Origin of the sequence: uncultured Clostridium sp., from assembly GCF_900547735.1 — a bacterium.
In the GTDB taxonomy this organism is placed as follows: domain Bacteria; phylum Bacillota; class Clostridia; order Lachnospirales; family Lachnospiraceae; genus Otoolea.
This window is the reverse complement of sequence record NZ_URHZ01000104.1, coordinates 1-15234: the sequence shown is the minus strand read 5'-3', so window position 1 is coordinate 15234 and position 15234 is coordinate 1. Positions and strand designations below refer to the sequence as shown.

Sequence of the window (15234 nt, the reverse complement as noted above, 5' to 3'; positions counted from 1 at the left end):
CCCGAACCCCGACCGTCACCGGCGGCGTTCTCATTCCTCAATTAAATCCCTATTTTATGGCCGATCTGTCGGCCGCTATTCAAACCCCCCGTTTCTTTTTCTGAATTTCCAGCAGTTGCAGGATCAAACTTTCCACAACATCTTTATATTCGATATCTAAAAGTTCAAAATTCGCTAATATTTCCGCAATGGAGTTATCACGGCAGCCGGGAAGATAGGTTATCTCTTCCTCCGCGCAAACAGGAACAAAACCGGTTTCCAGAAGAAAATCACCGGAGGTTTTTAAGATTTTCGCCAGTTGCTTTATCTTGGCCACATCAGGCTGTCTTTTTCCCGTCTCATAGCCGCAGTAAGTGCTGTTCGTGATCCCCATGGCATCGGCTACCTGCTGCTGGGTGTACCCGATGGAAATTCTCGCTTCTTTTAACCTTTCGGTAAAACTCATTACGACACCTCACTTTCGCCTGAATCATAACATATGGTTGGCGTATCGTCAATAAAATCCCCCTAATATCTTGACAAGTTGGCGAACTGAGAATATAATGACACTGTGGTTTGGCGATACGCCAAGAAAGGAGGAATGCTACATATGTATCCCAATTTATTGGGCCAAAAAGAATTCTTTCATCTTACTGAGCAGGATATGGGAGAAATCATAGGCGTCAGCCGCAGCGATTATAGCCGTAAGCTTTTAAACGGCAGCTTTTATCCGGGCGAGTGCCGGGCCTATTGCAGATATTTTAATAAGCCTTTTGATTTCTTATTTGCAACGGAGGGCGAAATCAGCCACTTTCTTAACAAATCCTTTCGGAATCTGCTTCCGTCTCCCTTTCCCACGGGACAGGAAATGATTTCCGGTTAAGAAGCGCTGTCATGATATTGAGGAAGGGGGAATTAACATCTCAACGGAAATTAGTCAGCTTTTGCAGAATTTCGAGATACCCAGGGTGGCCAGGGTACGCCAGTTTTTTAATAGTGAGGAGCTGGAGGAGCCTGAGAGGGAGCTTAAAAGACTGTTAGAGGAAAAAGAGCTTCCCATTAAGAAGGGAGCAAAAATTGCCATCACCTGCGGCAGCCGTGGCATTGACCGGTATGTGCCGCTGCTTAAAACAATTGTAGCATTTGTAAAGGAAAAGGGCGGAATTCCGTTTCTCGTACCATCAATGGGGAGCCATGGCGGAGCAACGGCAGAGGGGCAGGCGCTGGTGCTTGAAAAGTACGGAATTACGGAAGAAACCATAGGCGCTCCGGTCGTTTCCAGCATGGAGGTAAACCAGATTGGTACGACGAGGCAGGGACTGGGCGTTTATATTGACAGGAACGCCTGCGAGGCCGACGGGATTATTCTGTTCAACAGGGTGAAACCCCACACGTCCTTCCGCGGCCGTTATGAAAGCGGCCTTGTGAAGATGCTGGCCATAGGGCTTGCAAAGCAGAAGGGAGCGGAAGCCACCCATTTTCTGCGGTATGAGAATATGGCGGAAAACATCATAGCCGTGGCCTCGGTCGCCCTGGAAAAGCTCAATGTCATCTGCGGCGTGTCCACCATTGAGAACGGTTATGGGCGTCTGGCCAAGGTACACGTTTCCCGGAAGGACGAGATTATGGCCGACGAACCGGATTATCTTCAGGATGCGTGGAATAAGATGGCCAGACTTGCACTCAATGAAATCGATGTGCTGATTGTAGGAGCGATCGGTAAGGAGATCAGCGGAACCGGGATGGACACCAACATTGTGGGCCGGTTTCACACCAATGCCGCAGGGGGCGGTCCCAGAACAGTAAAGCTGGGCGTACTGAACATAACGGAAAAATCGGAGGGAAACGCCAACGGTATGGGACTGGCCGACTTTATCCCCAGGCATATGTATGAACAGATTGACTTTGGCAGTACCTATGTCAACACGCTGACGTCTACGGAACCCAACAGCTCCCGGCTTCCGATGGTAGTAGAGGACGACAGGGCCGTTTTCAAAGCCTGCGTTAAGCTTTGCGGAAGAATCAGGAATGAGGAGATTCGTATGGTAATCATCCCCGACACAAAGCATATGGACGAGATCTATTTATCCGAAGCCGCAATTAATGCAGCCTGCCGTCCGATCCGGGTGGAGAGCGGATTTATGGAGGTTCCTTTTGACAGGGACGGAAACCTGTCGCTGTTTGCGGAAGGCCGTAATTCCGAAGGCTGTAATTCTGAGGCCGTGATTCCGCCGGATAAAATGGATTTTACGCAACATGACTTGAACCAATGACTTTAGTATATTTTGGAGTGACTAACTGTGAGGAGGTATATGTTATATGGAATTGACTATGAGTTCTGCCATATGGCAGGTAATGGTTGATGCGGCGGTTATGGGAACGCTGCTGCTGATTGGGGAATTTTTACGGGCTAAGGTGAAATGGTTCCAGAAGGCATTAATCCCGCCTGCCGTCCTGGCCGGTGTTCTGGCTCTTTTGCTGGGTCCGAAAAGCCCATGGGAGGCATGCAGGATCCTGCCGCTTTCCAGTTCCTTCGGAACCTATGCCAGCGTTCTGATCGTGCTGGTTTTTGCGGCCACACCCATTGGGGACAGGCCTAAGAAGGGAGCAATGGCCGGATCTAAGATTATGGGAATGTTTTTCAACATTTCCGGTATTGCCGTTCTCCAATACGGGATTGGAATGCTGGTAACGATCACGGTACTGACCAAGCTGTATCCCGCACTGAATGAAAACTTTGGCCTGATGATGGCCACCGGTTTTTACGGAGGCCACGGAACGGCTGCCGCCGTTGGAAAATCACTGGCCGATCTTGGAGTGCCCGATATGACGGATCTGGGGTATACCTGCGCCACAATCGGAATCGTGGGCGGAATTATCACCGGTATTCTGATCATTAACTGGGGTACGCGTAAGGGTTACACCCATTATGTGGAAAATCCCAGTGAGCTGCCGGTGGATATGAGGACCGGACTGGTACCGCCGGAAAAACAAAAATCATCTTCCATGGGAACCGTGGCCTCTATCTGCCTCGATCCGCTGGGATATCACCTGGGAATCGTTCTCTTTGCTTCCTGGCTGGGCTATATGGCCTCCGCAGGGTTTGCAAAATGGACGCTGGCGACCTTTAATTATAAAATATCAATCCCGGAATTCTGCCTCTCATTGTTTGCAGGACTGATTATAAACGCACTTCTCAACAAGACCGGAGCATATAAATATGTGGATCGCGGATCCATACAGCGTATTCAGGGAACCGCCACCGATTTCCTGATGATATCGGGTATTGGTTCACTGAATCTGACCGTAGTTATGAATTATGCGGTTCCGCTGATTGTCGTATGCGTCCTTGGATTTCTGTCCGTATGGGTCTGGTTTATCTGGATTGGCGGAAAATCCTCAGAGGAAGACTGGTTTGAGCGGAATATGATGATGTGGGGCCATGCCACAGGCGTTGCCGCTACCGGTGTATTATTGCAGCGTATCGTGGACCCGGATCTGAAGAGCCGCGGTATCGAGGACTCCGGTATTTCCGATATATTCAACCGTCCGATTATCATAGGCCTGCAGGTGATTCCCCCAATTCTAATCACCTCAATGGGTACCACGGGTTCCTGGATTGTCACCGGCGCATGTTTTGCGATTGTGGCCGTTATGTGGCTGCTGGCATGGATGACCAAGGGATGGGTAGCCGGACGCAAGCTGGAAAAATACAGATAAAATCGATAGGTGGTATCGATGCATGAATAATAAGTCACGTTTTACATAAATAGAGGGCTGTCGCAGTGATGCGGCAGCCCTTTTTGTACTCTGCGGATTAACCGTTCCGATATGGCTGGTCTGCTTCGATTGGAATCTGAATCTCCGTGAGAAATTCTTTCGGGTTGTTGGTCATGGAAATATTGATGATAGAGGTCTCGATGGAGTTGCCGGTCACGGTCAGCCCCTGTTTCTCAATATAATTCCATAATTTGCGGTATGTCTTTGATATCGTCTGGTAGCCACCGGTATGGCAGGCGACGATAAATGTTCCGGCAGGGATGGAGGAAAGCTGTTTTGCCTCCATCCCTGAAAAAGGTTTCACAAAGAAACCGATGGAGTTATAGGTCAGAAAATGATGGTTTTCCAGATTTTCCTGGTGAATCTCCAGCAGGATTTCCCCTTTGTCATAGGAGGGGCGGTCGTGCAGGGCCTTTATGTAGGAGGAATAGAGGAGCTTGATACAGGCATAGAGATCTTCGCTGGAAAAATTAATATTCATCCTGTACAGATACCGCTCCGGGCACTGCCGCACCTCAAATGCGGACGATTTATGTTTTGACAGCTCGATCTTATCGATCAGCTCCTCATTCTGCCGGTTCAACTCATTCAGTTCCGCCAGCTCGGCCTCAATGATGCTGCGGCGCTCCAGGAGCAGCTTTTCCAGCGAAGCGACATTCTTGGCGCTGCTGTGTGCCTTGATCTGCTCCAGGCTTAGCTGCAGCTTTTTCAGTTTCCCAATCATATTGAGCTGGAAAAGCTGGTTGTATTCATAGTAACGGTAACCCGTGTTTATATCGCGGGCGGACGGCCTGCACAGGCCGATGGAATCATAGTAGCGGAGAGCCGATTTGGAAATATTTAAAAAACGGCTTATCTCGGCTATGGTATATTTATCGTTCACGGGATACATCCTTTCTCACCGGATTCTCCGGTCCGCATAAAACAGCCGGACGGCTGTAAAACAACATGCTCTAAGAAAGTTATACTATAACCGGCCAAAACATTCAAGCTGACTTTAATGTTTAAATGCTTGTAAAATAAGGAAAAAATGAAATGAAATTAATTTATTAAAATATTGACATTCAAGTAAGATAACAGGTTACACTTAAGTCAGTTAAGAAAGGAGAGCATCTATGGAAAATCGTTTTTTAAATGTCTCCGTCATGCAGCATACGATATCGGCCGACTTAAGTACCAACCTTAAGGTGATTGGGGAATCGGTGGAGAGCCTGATGATGGGATATGTCAGACCGGAATTGATCGTGGGTGTGGAGTTTGGAATCAGCAAGTCACCTATATCAATAGATGACGAGGCAATTCATTTTCTGGCAGGCCTTGCAAAAAAACACCGTGTCTATCTGGTGCCGGGGACGTTTGCGGAAAAGTCGGAGGAGCTGGCGGAGGGTGAGGCGTACAATACCTGTCCCGTTTTCAGTCCCGACGGCACAATGATTTGCCGGTACAGAAAGAAAGTGCCGTTTCGTCCGGGGGAGATGTCGGTACCCAGTAACGAAACGGAGGACTACTGTATTTTTAAAATCCGGGAGAAGGGGATTACGGTAGGGCTTCAGATATGTTATGATCAGTTTTTTCCGGAGATTTCGAGGACTCTGGCCCTGAAGGGCGCGGAATTGATTCTGTGTCCGGCGTTAGACCCAATCGAATACCGTCACGTTCCGGAAATCCTGCCGAGAGCCAGGGCACTGGAAAATGAACTGTTTTATATCTGGACATGCGGAACGGGGCAGCTTGGGGCATCGACGTGCTGCGGAAACTCGGTGATTGTGGATCCGGAAGGTCAGGTCCTCATCAAATGTCCCGAGACGCCCGCACTGGTGACGAGGACATTAGACTTCTCCCAGGTGGAGCTTAAGAGGGAGTACGGAAGGGACCAGCATCTGAATTCGCTCAGATATTTCAATGTACAGTATCCGTTTGCAGGCAGGCTCAACGAGGCCCCCGTCTATCAGGGAGCGGGCAGTCTGACGGCGGACAGAAAAGAATATGAGGAAAAGACACGTGGAGTAAGGATGGGAAATTTGTAAGGGGGAAAGAAAATGGAGAGTACAAAAGGGAAAGATAATTCAGCGGTTCTGAAATTTCTCCTTTTTTCAGGAATTGGGGCGTTCATGTTTTTTGTCAATGTAAGAATAGGGGGCGTTTCGGTCATACCGATTCAGCATATCATCAACCTGATTAAGAAGTTATGCGGTCCTGTAATACCGTATTTTACACTGCTCATGGTCATGGCCGGCGGAATCATGCCGATTATGAATGGAAGTTATAAAAAATCCAAATTTAATTTCGCATTTACAATTATCAAGCTGTTCGGCACTGTAATCGGTTTTATGGCGGTTTTCAATGTAGGGCCCGCGGCGGTTATGCGTGCCGACATGATCCCGTTTTTATATAACAGCGTGGTCATACCGATTGCCCTGATGATTCCGGTGACCGGAATTGCCTATGTATTGCTTCTGAATTTTGGACTGGTAGAGTTTATCAGCGCATTCATGCAGCCAATCATGAGAAAAATATGGAAAACACCGGGGGAGAGCGCCATTGATGCGGTTGTATCATTTTCAGGCGGCTATGCCCTGGCGGTTCTTCTGACAAACGACCTGTACAAAAAAGGCGTATACAGCGCAAAGGAGAGTGTGATCATAGCCACCGGATTTTCGACGGTATCCATCTCATTCCTGATCGTGATTGCAAATACCCTTGGTTTTATGGAGCACTGGACCCTGTATTTTTTTGCCTGCTTTTTTGTAACCTTCCTGGTAACCGCTCTTACGGCCCGTATTTATCCGATTTCAAAGATTCCGAACGATTATTACGAGAAAAAGGCGGAAAGTACAATGGATTACAGCGAACCTCTGCTGAAACGCGCCTACCATGCAGGCGTGAAACAGGCCCGGGAGGCAAAACCGTTATCCTACTACCTGAAGGATTACTATATGGGAGACGCCATCAAGATGTCCTCTTCTGTTACGGCCAGTATCCTGGTAATCGGCCTGCTCGGTATGCTGATTGCGGAATATACGCCCCTCTTTGACGTGGTCGGATACCTTTTTTACCCGGTAACCTGGCTTCTGCACCTGCCGGAACCAATGCTGGCCGCAAAGGCGGCAGCCATCGAGATCGCGGAGATGTTCCTGCCGTCCATGCTGGTGGTGGAGAGCGCAATGGTGACAAAGTTTACGATTGCAGTGACGAGTGTATCGGCCATCCTGTTTTTCTCGGCCTCCATTCCCTGCCTGCTGTCCACGGATATCCCGATTAAGATGAAGGATATCTTCCTGATTTGGTTTGAGAGAACGGTTCTGTCACTGATTATGGCTGCGGCCATCGGTTTTATTTTCTTCTGAGGCGGCAGATAAGATGAAGAAAGAAAATGTATTATATTTTCAGGGGGTTGTTCTGGTGCTTCTGTCCGCGCTGATGTTTGGGATTACGCCGGTCATAGGGAAACTCAGTTATGAAAATGGATGTAACCCGGTCATGCTGGGATTTTTGAGAAGTTTTCTTGCCGTCCCGTTTCTGGCGGTGATTATGAAAATGCGGCAGGTCTCTTTTGCCATCAGCAGGAAAGAGGCTGTGTCGGCTGCCGTGGCAGGGGTGTTCGGAACCACCCTCACGGTGCTGACGCTGTATCTGTCCTACACTTACATACCGGTCGGGACGGCAACGACGCTCCACTTTCTCTATCCCGCCTTTGTCATGGCGGCAAGTATCATTTTCTTCCGGGAGAGAATGACGGGATACAAGGCGGTTTCCCTCCTCCTGTCGCTCTGCGGCGTGGTAACGTTTGCGGGAAAAGGAGGGGCGGGAATGGGAATCGTTCTTGCCCTGGTTTCAGCCGTGTCCTATGCATTTTATACGGTATATCTGGACAGGAGCGTCCTGAAACAGATGGACAGCCTGAAAGTGAATTTTTACACTTCTCTGTTCATGTCGGCGGCGATGTTTGCCGCGGGTATCGTGAGCGGGCAGTTCACCCTCGGCCTGACACCGGCCGGATGGCTGTGCAGCCTGACGGTGTCCATCCTCGCCTCCGTAATCGGAGTGACCTGTTTCCAGGCTGGTGTAAGACGGATTGGAGCAGTCAGCACCGGAATGTACAGCCTGCTGGAACCGGTCGGCAGTCTGGCGGCAGGGGCCTTGTTTCTGGGAGAGCGGGTGCCTCCGGCCAGTATTCTGGGGTGCTGTTTTATCCTGGCCTCCCTGACCATCTACGGGCGACGCTGTACCGGGGCGGTCAGTGGCGGGGGAGAACAGAATAAAAAAAGAATCTCCGTAAAGAGTGCGTTTCAAAGGCCGTAGCGGCTTTTGGGACGCATTCTGCGATTCGGGTGACATTTATTGTCTATTGTCAAGCCGCGGCGCGGGCAGTATAATTAGAGGCAAAATGCAATAAGGACAAAACCAAACCGGTTGAAAACGGAGGAGCATACAAAAGAATGAATAACACAGATGGACGGGGAAGGCGTGAGGAAGACCTGGATATAGAAGATTTGGATGTAGAAGACATGGATTTGGAAGATTTGAATGTGGAAGATTTGAATGTAGAAGACTTGGAAATAAAGGATTTGGATATAGAAGACTTGGATTTGGAAGATCTCAAGCGGGAAGATCTGAATCGATCAGGCCGGGGCGGCCGGTTTAACACAACATGGCTGCTGGCCGGAATTCTTGCCGTTCTTTTGGCTGCGGCCGCCGTAATCTATATGAATCAAACCAGTCGTACGGGCGGTCGGACAAATGGAGCCGGAAGTGAGCTCGGCGAGAGCCGAAACGGCGGAGAACCGGGGAATGAGGATGTGGGAGGAACCGGAGCAGAGAACGGAGAAAACGCGGGAGGAGAGAGTGCGGAAGGTGGGACCGGGGCAACGGCTTCACTGCCTTCAGGGGCCGGGGAAAACGGTACGGAGACAGAGGCTGAAACAGTAACGGAACCCGAAACCGAGGAAACGACGGAGGCCGCTCCCGTGCAGCTTGAGAGCTTAAGCGGACTGGCGCCCGGGACGATTCTTGAGCCGGAACAGATTAATTTCGACGATCTCAGCCGGTATTTCATGAGCTGGAAGATAGAGGAGGGCGATAACCTGTATGACAGGATTAACGGCAAATCCTACCGCGCCAATAACCACGTTCCGCTTAGTTCCCTGCGCTATTTGAAAATGCCCCACTATAATTTCAGGGGTCAGATTCAGGTGGGGGAGATGATTGTCAACAAGGATATCCAGGAGGATGTCTTCAGTATCTTTACGGAGCTGTTTAAGGCGAAATACCAGATCCAGTCCATGTATCTGGTGGACAATTACTGGACCGGAGATGCCGAGACGTCGGATTCGGCCTCCATTGATGAGAACAATACATCGGCCTTCTGCTACAGGGAGATTTCCGGTGGAGGAAATCTGTCCAATCATGCCTACGGCCGGGCGATCGACCTGAATCCGCAGCAGAACCCGTATGTTTCCTACTCATCCGGGTCGCCGAGATGGTCGCATTCCAATGCAAACGATTATATAGCCAGGGATACGGGGCTGCCCCATGTGATTACCCATGAGGATTTGGCCTACAAGCTGTTTACAAAGCGCGGTTTCCGCTGGGGCGGGGACTGGAATACGCCGAAGGACTACCAGCATTTTGACAAGAATAACAAGTAATTGACAAAAATAACAAGTAATTGACAAGCACAACAGGTAACTGACAGGTACAATTAGCAACTTAAAAAAGGGCATCAGGGCATTCACAGTCAAATGCAGCCCGCCGGGCTGTGATATTCTGTGTATACAGGAGGTGCTTATAAATGCATGCATGGGAACAGATACAACTGACAATCGAATTTATTGAAGAACATCTGGGAGAGGAAATCAGTATCAGAGAGCTGGCGGAACTCGCCTGCCTGTCACCGTTTTATTATCAGAGGCTGTTTGGCCGTCTGGTAAAAAAGCCGGTGGCCGAATATATCAGGCTGAGGAGGATGGCAAAGGCCATGGACGCCCTTCTTCAGAAAGACAGACGCATTCTGGATATTGCGGTGGAACTCGGCTTCTCTTCACACGAACATTTTACACGGACCTTTAAATCCACCTTTGGCATGATACCCGAGGAGTACAGGAACAATCCGGTACCGCTCAACCGGATGACCAAACCGGAGCTGATGCTCAAATATACCCTGGTCGATGAGGGGGTTCCGCTGATCACGGATGGAATCGTCCTGGAAATCGACCGGAGGCAGGAGAAAGAGCCTGTAGTCTACACGGGACTGGAGAAAAAAATGCCCGTCCGGTTCATGTACGGTCTGGGAACAGAGTCCGGTGTGGATCCGCTGGACACCCTCTGGAGAGACTTTCATGACAGGAAAGCGGCAGCAGGCGGAATGTTCGGTGAGGAGGAACTGGGCGTCGCCTACCCATGTGACGAAAAAGATTTTTTCCTCTACTTTGCAGGGGCCAAAGCCGGGACGGATATAACCTCTTCCGGTTATAAAGAGTGGGAACTGCCGAAGGGAGAGTATATTGTCTGCGCCTTTGAGGCCGAAGACTTTGAAGCTCTTGTCATGGATGTTCTGTACAAGGCGGAACAGTATCTGTATAGTGTGTGGCTCCCGCGCCATAATCTTATGACGGAACCGTTCTGCGCGGAACGGTATGCCAGCCACAGCCCGGAGACCACAAAAATGGAAGTGTGGCTGAAAGTGGCGGAAGCGGATTGAATAGAACGTTTGCAAGGCAACTAAAAATGGAGGGGACTGCTCCGGTAAAGAGCGGTCCCCTCCATTTTTTTAGATCTCCGGTCAGGGCGCCCCCTTTTTCGAAGATAGATATAATTACGTAATAATAAAAATTTATATCTGAATCAGATGATGTTCCACTCCCGCTTCCTTCAGAATCCGTCCTTCCCTCTTATGGCAGGTGAAGATAATAATCTGTCCGTCGTAGGCCCGGGACAGCCAGGTCAGGGCGGTGCGCAGCCTGTCGTCATCGTAGAGCACGAAGCTGTCGTCAAAGACGAGGGGCATTCTATCGTCCCCATTCTGGATAAACTTGGCGGCAGCCAGCCGGAGCGCCAGATAAATCTGGTCTGCGGTTCCGCTGCTGACCTGTTCCAGGGGAATCAGCTTTTTCTTTGTATTCAGGAATGCGTTCAGGTTCTCGTCAATACTGATGCTGGTATAGATTCCTCCGGTGATTTCACTGATAAGCTCCGAAGTGGTCTTATTCAAATAGAGTCCAAAGGAATCACGGATGGACATGGAAAGATCCTGCATCGTTTCCTGGGCCAGATCGATTGCGGCGATATCCTGTCGCAGCCTGTCGTTCTCCGTGATAATCCGTTTCAGGGCAGCGGCCCGATCCTTGCAGTCGGTCAGGTGCTCCAGCTTCTTCTCCAGTTCCCACTGGATGCGCTGCTGCTGTTCAATGACCTCGCTGCAGTTATTCTGCTGTTCGCGCAGGGTGGAAATTTTTTCGGTCTGCAGTTTCAGGGTCTCTTCCGACTTCTTCATCATCTGGCAGAGCCTTGTAAACTCGGAAAGGCGGGTGCGTAACGCCTCCATGGCCTCGGCCGTGATGGAACTGTCGCCCAGGTGGCGCTTGAAAATCTCCGACAGGGTGGCCGTGCAGAGTTTGGCCTCCTTGATATGGCGCTTTCTGCGTAACATCGTAAACAGGCCTCCCGCCAGCAGGACTGCGGCGCCCGCGCCAAGTGCCAGACCGGCGGTATAAGGATTAATGTCGGCGGCAATAATCGGCAGCAGGGTATTGTACGGATAGAAAAACCAGTACAGGAAGTATCCGGAGCCGACCGCCAGTGCTGCGGCGAGCAGGCAGAGCGCGATGGGGAGCATCCGGCCGGATTTGCTCTCGGCAACTTCCTTTGATTCGTTGTAATAACTGTAAATCTCCTCCGCATTATTCAGATAGGTGGCAATGGAGGCCTCATCTGAGAACTCATAATCGTCCAGCATCTGGCGTCCGCGGAGAACCTTATCGGCCAGTTCATCCTTTTCCTGCTGGTTTAATTCAATCTCCTCCTTGACGGAATCACGCTTTTTTACATATTCCTGCATCTGATTTTCGTACTCGGGGGAGGAAATTTCTTTTTCAATGTTTCTTATCTCACTTAAGAGCATCGTGTAGGTTCTGGCGGCCTCCGGGCTCAACTGGGTTTCCAGTTGTTTCTTCTGCCCCTTTAAATAGGAGGTTGCCTTTGTGATATTCAGAGCCATATTGCCGGAGGTGTTCATGTTGGCAATATAGTTTTTAAGTTCGGAAATCATTCCGTCCTCGGTGGCGCTTTTAAGCTGGCTGATGCTGATGGTGTTATTGTAGGCCGTCTCGCTTAAGCCTCCCAGCAGCTCGTCCATAAAAGCCCTGGTCGGTTCCACCTCTTTGCCCAGGGTTTCATTGATAATGATAAACTCTTTTTTATTCTTCTGAAAACTCCGCTCAATGCGGTAAATGATGCCGTCGGATTCCAGGCGGAGCTGACCCTCATAGGTGCCGCTGTTCTCCCATGGCTCATATTTGCTGTAAATGTCCGTCCTCGCGGCTCTGCCCCTCTGGCGTTCAATGCCGAAGAGCATACCGCGGATAAAGGTGTGTATCGTGGACTTGCCGGCTTCATTCTTGCCATAGACGATATTGAGGCCATCCTCGAAGGAGACAGACGTATTATGAAATTTACCAAATCCGCTTATGTATAAATCCAGAAAACGCACTTTGTCAACTCCTTTCATCGGTGGTGAGAAGAAGGGCATGGATTCCGTAAAACAGCGCCTTTTTTTCTACCGGGCTCATATCCGGCTTCTGAAGCGCACGGATGTAAAAACCTATCATATCGCTGGGATGCTCTGCAAACAGCGCACTGAAATCATATTCGGGTTCCGACTCGTCCAGGATATCGGATATTTTGTAGCGCAGCAGCAGGGAATCCAGGTCGAAGGTAATGTCGGGATCCCTCATGCCGCGCACGCGGAATCGGTAAATATTGTCCGTGCCGCGCTTGTCGATCTCGTGGGACATTTTAAGACAGAGTTCGGTGTTGGTGGTGGCCGGGGTTACATTGACAATCAGAGGGATGTAGCGCAGTTTGGCCATTGGGATGAATTCCAGTTTCGTAACCTGGAGACTGGAAGGATTGATTTCCCCGTAATAAATGCCGTGGGTTCCCGTCTCCGTCTTGTCTAACGGTTCGGGAGAACCGCAGTAGGCCATCTTCCGGTCGATCAGGACTTCCGGTTTATGGATATGGCCCAGGGCGATATAGGAAAAACCGGAATCGGCCAGGGCGGCCCTGTCTATCGGAGTATGGTTTAAATCGCCGCCATGGCCGACCAGGATATGGATCCTTCCGTCATGGGGCGCATAAGCCTGGTTCAGCTTTGCCTCGGTTATCTCGGCGGTGTGGTAGCTGAAACCGGTCACCTCGGTATTAATGTCGCGGAAATAATAGCTTGTCAGTTCCTCGCTGTCGATAAATGTTACATTGGGGCACCAGGAAAAGCTCAATACGGCGGAGCTGTTTCGGATCCTGTCATGGTTTCCTGCGATAATAATGACCCGGACGCCGGGAATGGTGGAAAAGAGGTAATTGACCTCCTTCAGATCCTTCTGCAGCGGCTGGCGGTGAAACAAATCTCCTGCAATGAACAGGAAATCGGCCCCCACTTTCCTCGTCTTTTCTATAATCGCAGAAAAGGTGTCCCTGATATCGCGGGCACGCTCCCTGCTCCAGGATTTGTCGCTGTCCGGGGACATGCCCCAGTGTACATCGCCGGTATGAATGAATTTCACGTTGTTCCCCTTTCCTTTCAAGTACTTTGCATGTAACGCTTATGGTAACCCAGTACCAGAGAGAGCTGCCGCAAAGGTTATTTGCGGCAGCTCCATCGTAAGAGTTCTGTAACAGAAGTTACTGTACACTCCGTGAACGGCAGCTGAGAAAATTACAGATCGCAGTTGTTAACCGTTCTTGGGAATGGAATAATGTCACGGATGTTGGAGACGCCGGTCAGGTACATAACGCAGCGCTCAAACCCGAGGCCGAAACCGGAATGTCTTGTGGAGCCGTATTTTCTCAGATCCAGATAGAATCCGTAATCTTCTTTCTTAAGGCCCAGTTCTTCCATTCTGGCTACCAGTTTATCGTAATCGTCTTCCCTCTGGCTTCCGCCGATAATCTCGCCGATTCCCGGTACGAGGCAGTCCATGGCGGCTACCGTCTTGTTGTCCTCGTTCATCTTCATATAGAAGGCCTTGATCTCTTTCGGATAATCTGTGACGAATACCGGTTTCTGGTAAATCTTTTCTGTCAGGTAACGCTCGTGCTCGGTCTGTAAATCGCAGCCCCAGAACACCTTGTAGTCGAATTCCTCATTGTGCTCTTCCAGAATCTTTACTGCTTCGGTATAGGTTACATGTCCGAATTCGGAATTCAGTACATGGTTCAGTCTGTCAAGCAGCCCCTTGTCGATGAACTGGTTGAAGAAATTCATCTCTTCCGGCGCATGTTCCAGCACATAGCGGATAACATATTTTAACATGCTCTCGGCCAGGGCCATATTGTCGTTCAGATCGGCAAATGCCATCTCCGGCTCGATCATCCAGAATTCCGCAGCATGGCGGGTCGTGTTGGAGTTCTCGGCACGGAAAGTAGGGCCGAAGGTGTATACGTTGCGGAATGCCATGGCATATGTCTCGGCATTCAACTGACCGCTTACGGTCAGGTTGGTCGGTTTATTGAAGAAGTCCTGGGAGAAATCAACGGCTCCCTCCGGTGTCTTCGGGATATCGTTCAGATCAAGGGTGGTTACCTGGAACATCTCACCGGCTCCCTCACAGTCACTTCCCGTGATAAGTGGAGTGTGGACATAGACGAAGTCGCGGTCCTGGAAATACTGATGGATCGCATAGGCAGCCAGCGAACGCACGCGGAACACGGCCTGGAAGGTATTGGTTCTCGGACGCAGATGGGAGATACTTCTTAAATATTCAAGCGTATGGCGCTTCTTCTGAAGCGGATAGTCCGATGCGGACTGGCCTTCCACAAGGATTTCCGTTGCCTGGATTTCAAATGGCTGTTTGGCATCCGGTGTGGCAACCAGAGCTCCTTTTACAATGATGGCAGCGCCGACATTCAGTTTGGAGATCTCAGCAAAATTCTCCATTGTATCATGATAAACGACCTGAAGCGTCTCAAAGTAGCTTCCGTCACTTACTACGATGAAACCAAAGGCCTTGGATCCCCTGACACTTCTGACCCAGCCTCCGATCTGGATTTCCTTGTCCAGATAAGACTCGCTTGAACGGTAGATTTCTCTTACGGTTACTAAATTCATAATGTTACTCCTTCATTTATATAGCTTTTTGGCATTTTCGTATCAATGTTGTCATTATACTTTATTTCTGCAGTGGTTTCAAGGGGGTACTGTCTTTAGTTGAGATGTGAGGACGCCTCTGTAAGACGGCGGACGGGGGAGTGGGAGGG

General features: G+C 49.9%; 13 protein-coding genes. 8 read left to right on the top strand and 5 right to left on the bottom strand.

Features of this window, described 5'->3' with window-relative positions:
* Positions 1 to 79: 79 nt before the first annotated feature.
* Positions 80 to 445, bottom strand: coding sequence for a helix-turn-helix domain-containing protein (locus tag QZT18_RS21705; protein WP_294151463.1), 366 nt, complete (start codon positions 443 to 445; stop codon positions 80 to 82).
* 144 nt (positions 446 to 589) lie between these two features.
* Here QZT18_RS21705 and QZT18_RS21700 point away from each other — a divergent pair, with 144 nt between their 5' ends.
* The 3 genes from QZT18_RS21700 to QZT18_RS21690 all read left to right on the top strand — a co-directional run bounded on the left by QZT18_RS21700 (position 590) and on the right by QZT18_RS21690 (position 3699).
* Entirely contained in the window at positions 590 to 862 is a 273-nt protein-coding gene (locus QZT18_RS21700) for a hypothetical protein (protein ID WP_294151461.1), read from the top strand.
* A 61-nt stretch (positions 863 to 923) separates the two neighbouring features.
* A complete protein-coding gene (locus tag QZT18_RS21695) occupies positions 924 to 2252 on the top strand; it encodes a lactate racemase domain-containing protein (protein WP_294151444.1) in 1329 nt (442 codons plus the stop codon).
* Between the two features lie 46 nt (positions 2253 to 2298).
* A complete protein-coding gene (locus tag QZT18_RS21690; protein ID WP_294151442.1) occupies positions 2299 to 3699 on the top strand; it encodes a sodium/glutamate symporter in 1401 nt (466 codons plus the stop codon).
* Between the two features lie 97 nt (positions 3700 to 3796).
* Here the strand turns inward: QZT18_RS21690 and QZT18_RS21685 are convergent, their stop codons facing one another.
* On the bottom strand, positions 3797 to 4642 hold the full coding sequence (locus QZT18_RS21685; RefSeq protein WP_294151441.1) for a MerR family transcriptional regulator: 846 nt from the start codon (positions 4640 to 4642) through the stop codon (positions 3797 to 3799).
* Between the two features lie 232 nt (positions 4643 to 4874).
* On the opposite strand from QZT18_RS21685, the gene QZT18_RS21680 reads away from it, so the two are divergent.
* From QZT18_RS21680 to QZT18_RS21660, 5 genes are all read left to right on the top strand, one after another.
* Positions 4875 to 5786 (top strand): carbon-nitrogen hydrolase family protein, encoded by a 912-nt coding sequence (locus tag QZT18_RS21680; RefSeq protein ID WP_294151435.1) that lies wholly within the window; start codon positions 4875 to 4877, stop codon positions 5784 to 5786.
* A 12-nt stretch (positions 5787 to 5798) separates the two neighbouring features.
* The gene (locus QZT18_RS21675) at positions 5799 to 7106 is read left to right on the top strand and encodes a YjiH family protein (RefSeq protein ID WP_294151433.1); all 1308 of its coding nucleotides are present in this window, start codon (positions 5799 to 5801) and stop codon (positions 7104 to 7106) included.
* A gap of 13 nt (positions 7107 to 7119) precedes the next feature.
* Positions 7120 to 8061 (top strand): DMT family transporter, encoded by a 942-nt coding sequence (locus QZT18_RS21670; RefSeq protein WP_294151431.1) that lies wholly within the window; start codon positions 7120 to 7122, stop codon positions 8059 to 8061.
* 137 nt (positions 8062 to 8198) lie between these two features.
* Positions 8199 to 9407, top strand: coding sequence for a M15 family metallopeptidase (locus tag QZT18_RS21665; RefSeq protein ID WP_294151429.1), 1209 nt, complete (start codon positions 8199 to 8201; stop codon positions 9405 to 9407).
* A 143-nt stretch (positions 9408 to 9550) separates the two neighbouring features.
* Positions 9551 to 10459: a helix-turn-helix domain-containing protein gene (locus tag QZT18_RS21660; RefSeq protein ID WP_294151425.1), complete on the top strand. Its 909-nt coding sequence runs from the start codon at positions 9551 to 9553 to the stop codon at positions 10457 to 10459.
* Between the two features lie 132 nt (positions 10460 to 10591).
* Here the strand turns inward: QZT18_RS21660 and QZT18_RS21655 are convergent, their stop codons facing one another.
* The 3 genes from QZT18_RS21655 to asnS all read right to left on the bottom strand — a co-directional run bounded on the left by QZT18_RS21655 (position 10592) and on the right by asnS (position 15085).
* A complete protein-coding gene (locus QZT18_RS21655) occupies positions 10592 to 12466 on the bottom strand; it encodes an ATP-binding protein (RefSeq protein WP_294151423.1) in 1875 nt (624 codons plus the stop codon).
* Positions 12467 to 12470: 4 nt separating this feature from the next.
* A complete protein-coding gene (locus QZT18_RS21650; protein ID WP_294151420.1) occupies positions 12471 to 13541 on the bottom strand; it encodes a metallophosphoesterase in 1071 nt (356 codons plus the stop codon).
* Between the two features lie 152 nt (positions 13542 to 13693).
* Entirely contained in the window at positions 13694 to 15085 is a 1392-nt protein-coding gene (asnS, locus tag QZT18_RS21645) for an asparagine--tRNA ligase (protein WP_294151418.1), read from the bottom strand.
* Positions 15086 to 15234: the final 149 nt, after the last annotated feature.

Bases quoted from the DNA above. Each gene is read 5' to 3' on its own strand.
- QZT18_RS21705 (WP_294151463.1), bottom strand. From the start codon at position 445: ATGAGTTTTACCGAAAGGTTAAAAGAAGCGAGAATTTCCATCGGGTAC.
- QZT18_RS21700 (WP_294151461.1), top strand. From the start codon at position 590: ATGTATCCCAATTTATTGGGCCAAAAAGAATTCTTTCATCTTACTGAG.
- QZT18_RS21690 (WP_294151442.1), top strand. From the start codon at position 2,299: ATGGAATTGACTATGAGTTCTGCCATATGGCAGGTAATGGTTGATGCG.
- QZT18_RS21680 (WP_294151435.1), top strand. From the start codon at position 4,875: ATGGAAAATCGTTTTTTAAATGTCTCCGTCATGCAGCATACGATATCG.
- QZT18_RS21675 (WP_294151433.1), top strand. From the start codon at position 5,799: ATGGAGAGTACAAAAGGGAAAGATAATTCAGCGGTTCTGAAATTTCTC.
- QZT18_RS21670 (WP_294151431.1), top strand. From the start codon at position 7,120: ATGAAGAAAGAAAATGTATTATATTTTCAGGGGGTTGTTCTGGTGCTT.
- QZT18_RS21665 (WP_294151429.1), top strand. From the start codon at position 8,199: ATGAATAACACAGATGGACGGGGAAGGCGTGAGGAAGACCTGGATATA.
- QZT18_RS21660 (WP_294151425.1), top strand. From the start codon at position 9,551: ATGCATGCATGGGAACAGATACAACTGACAATCGAATTTATTGAAGAA.
- asnS (WP_294151418.1), bottom strand. From the start codon at position 15,085: ATGAATTTAGTAACCGTAAGAGAAATCTACCGTTCAAGCGAGTCTTAT.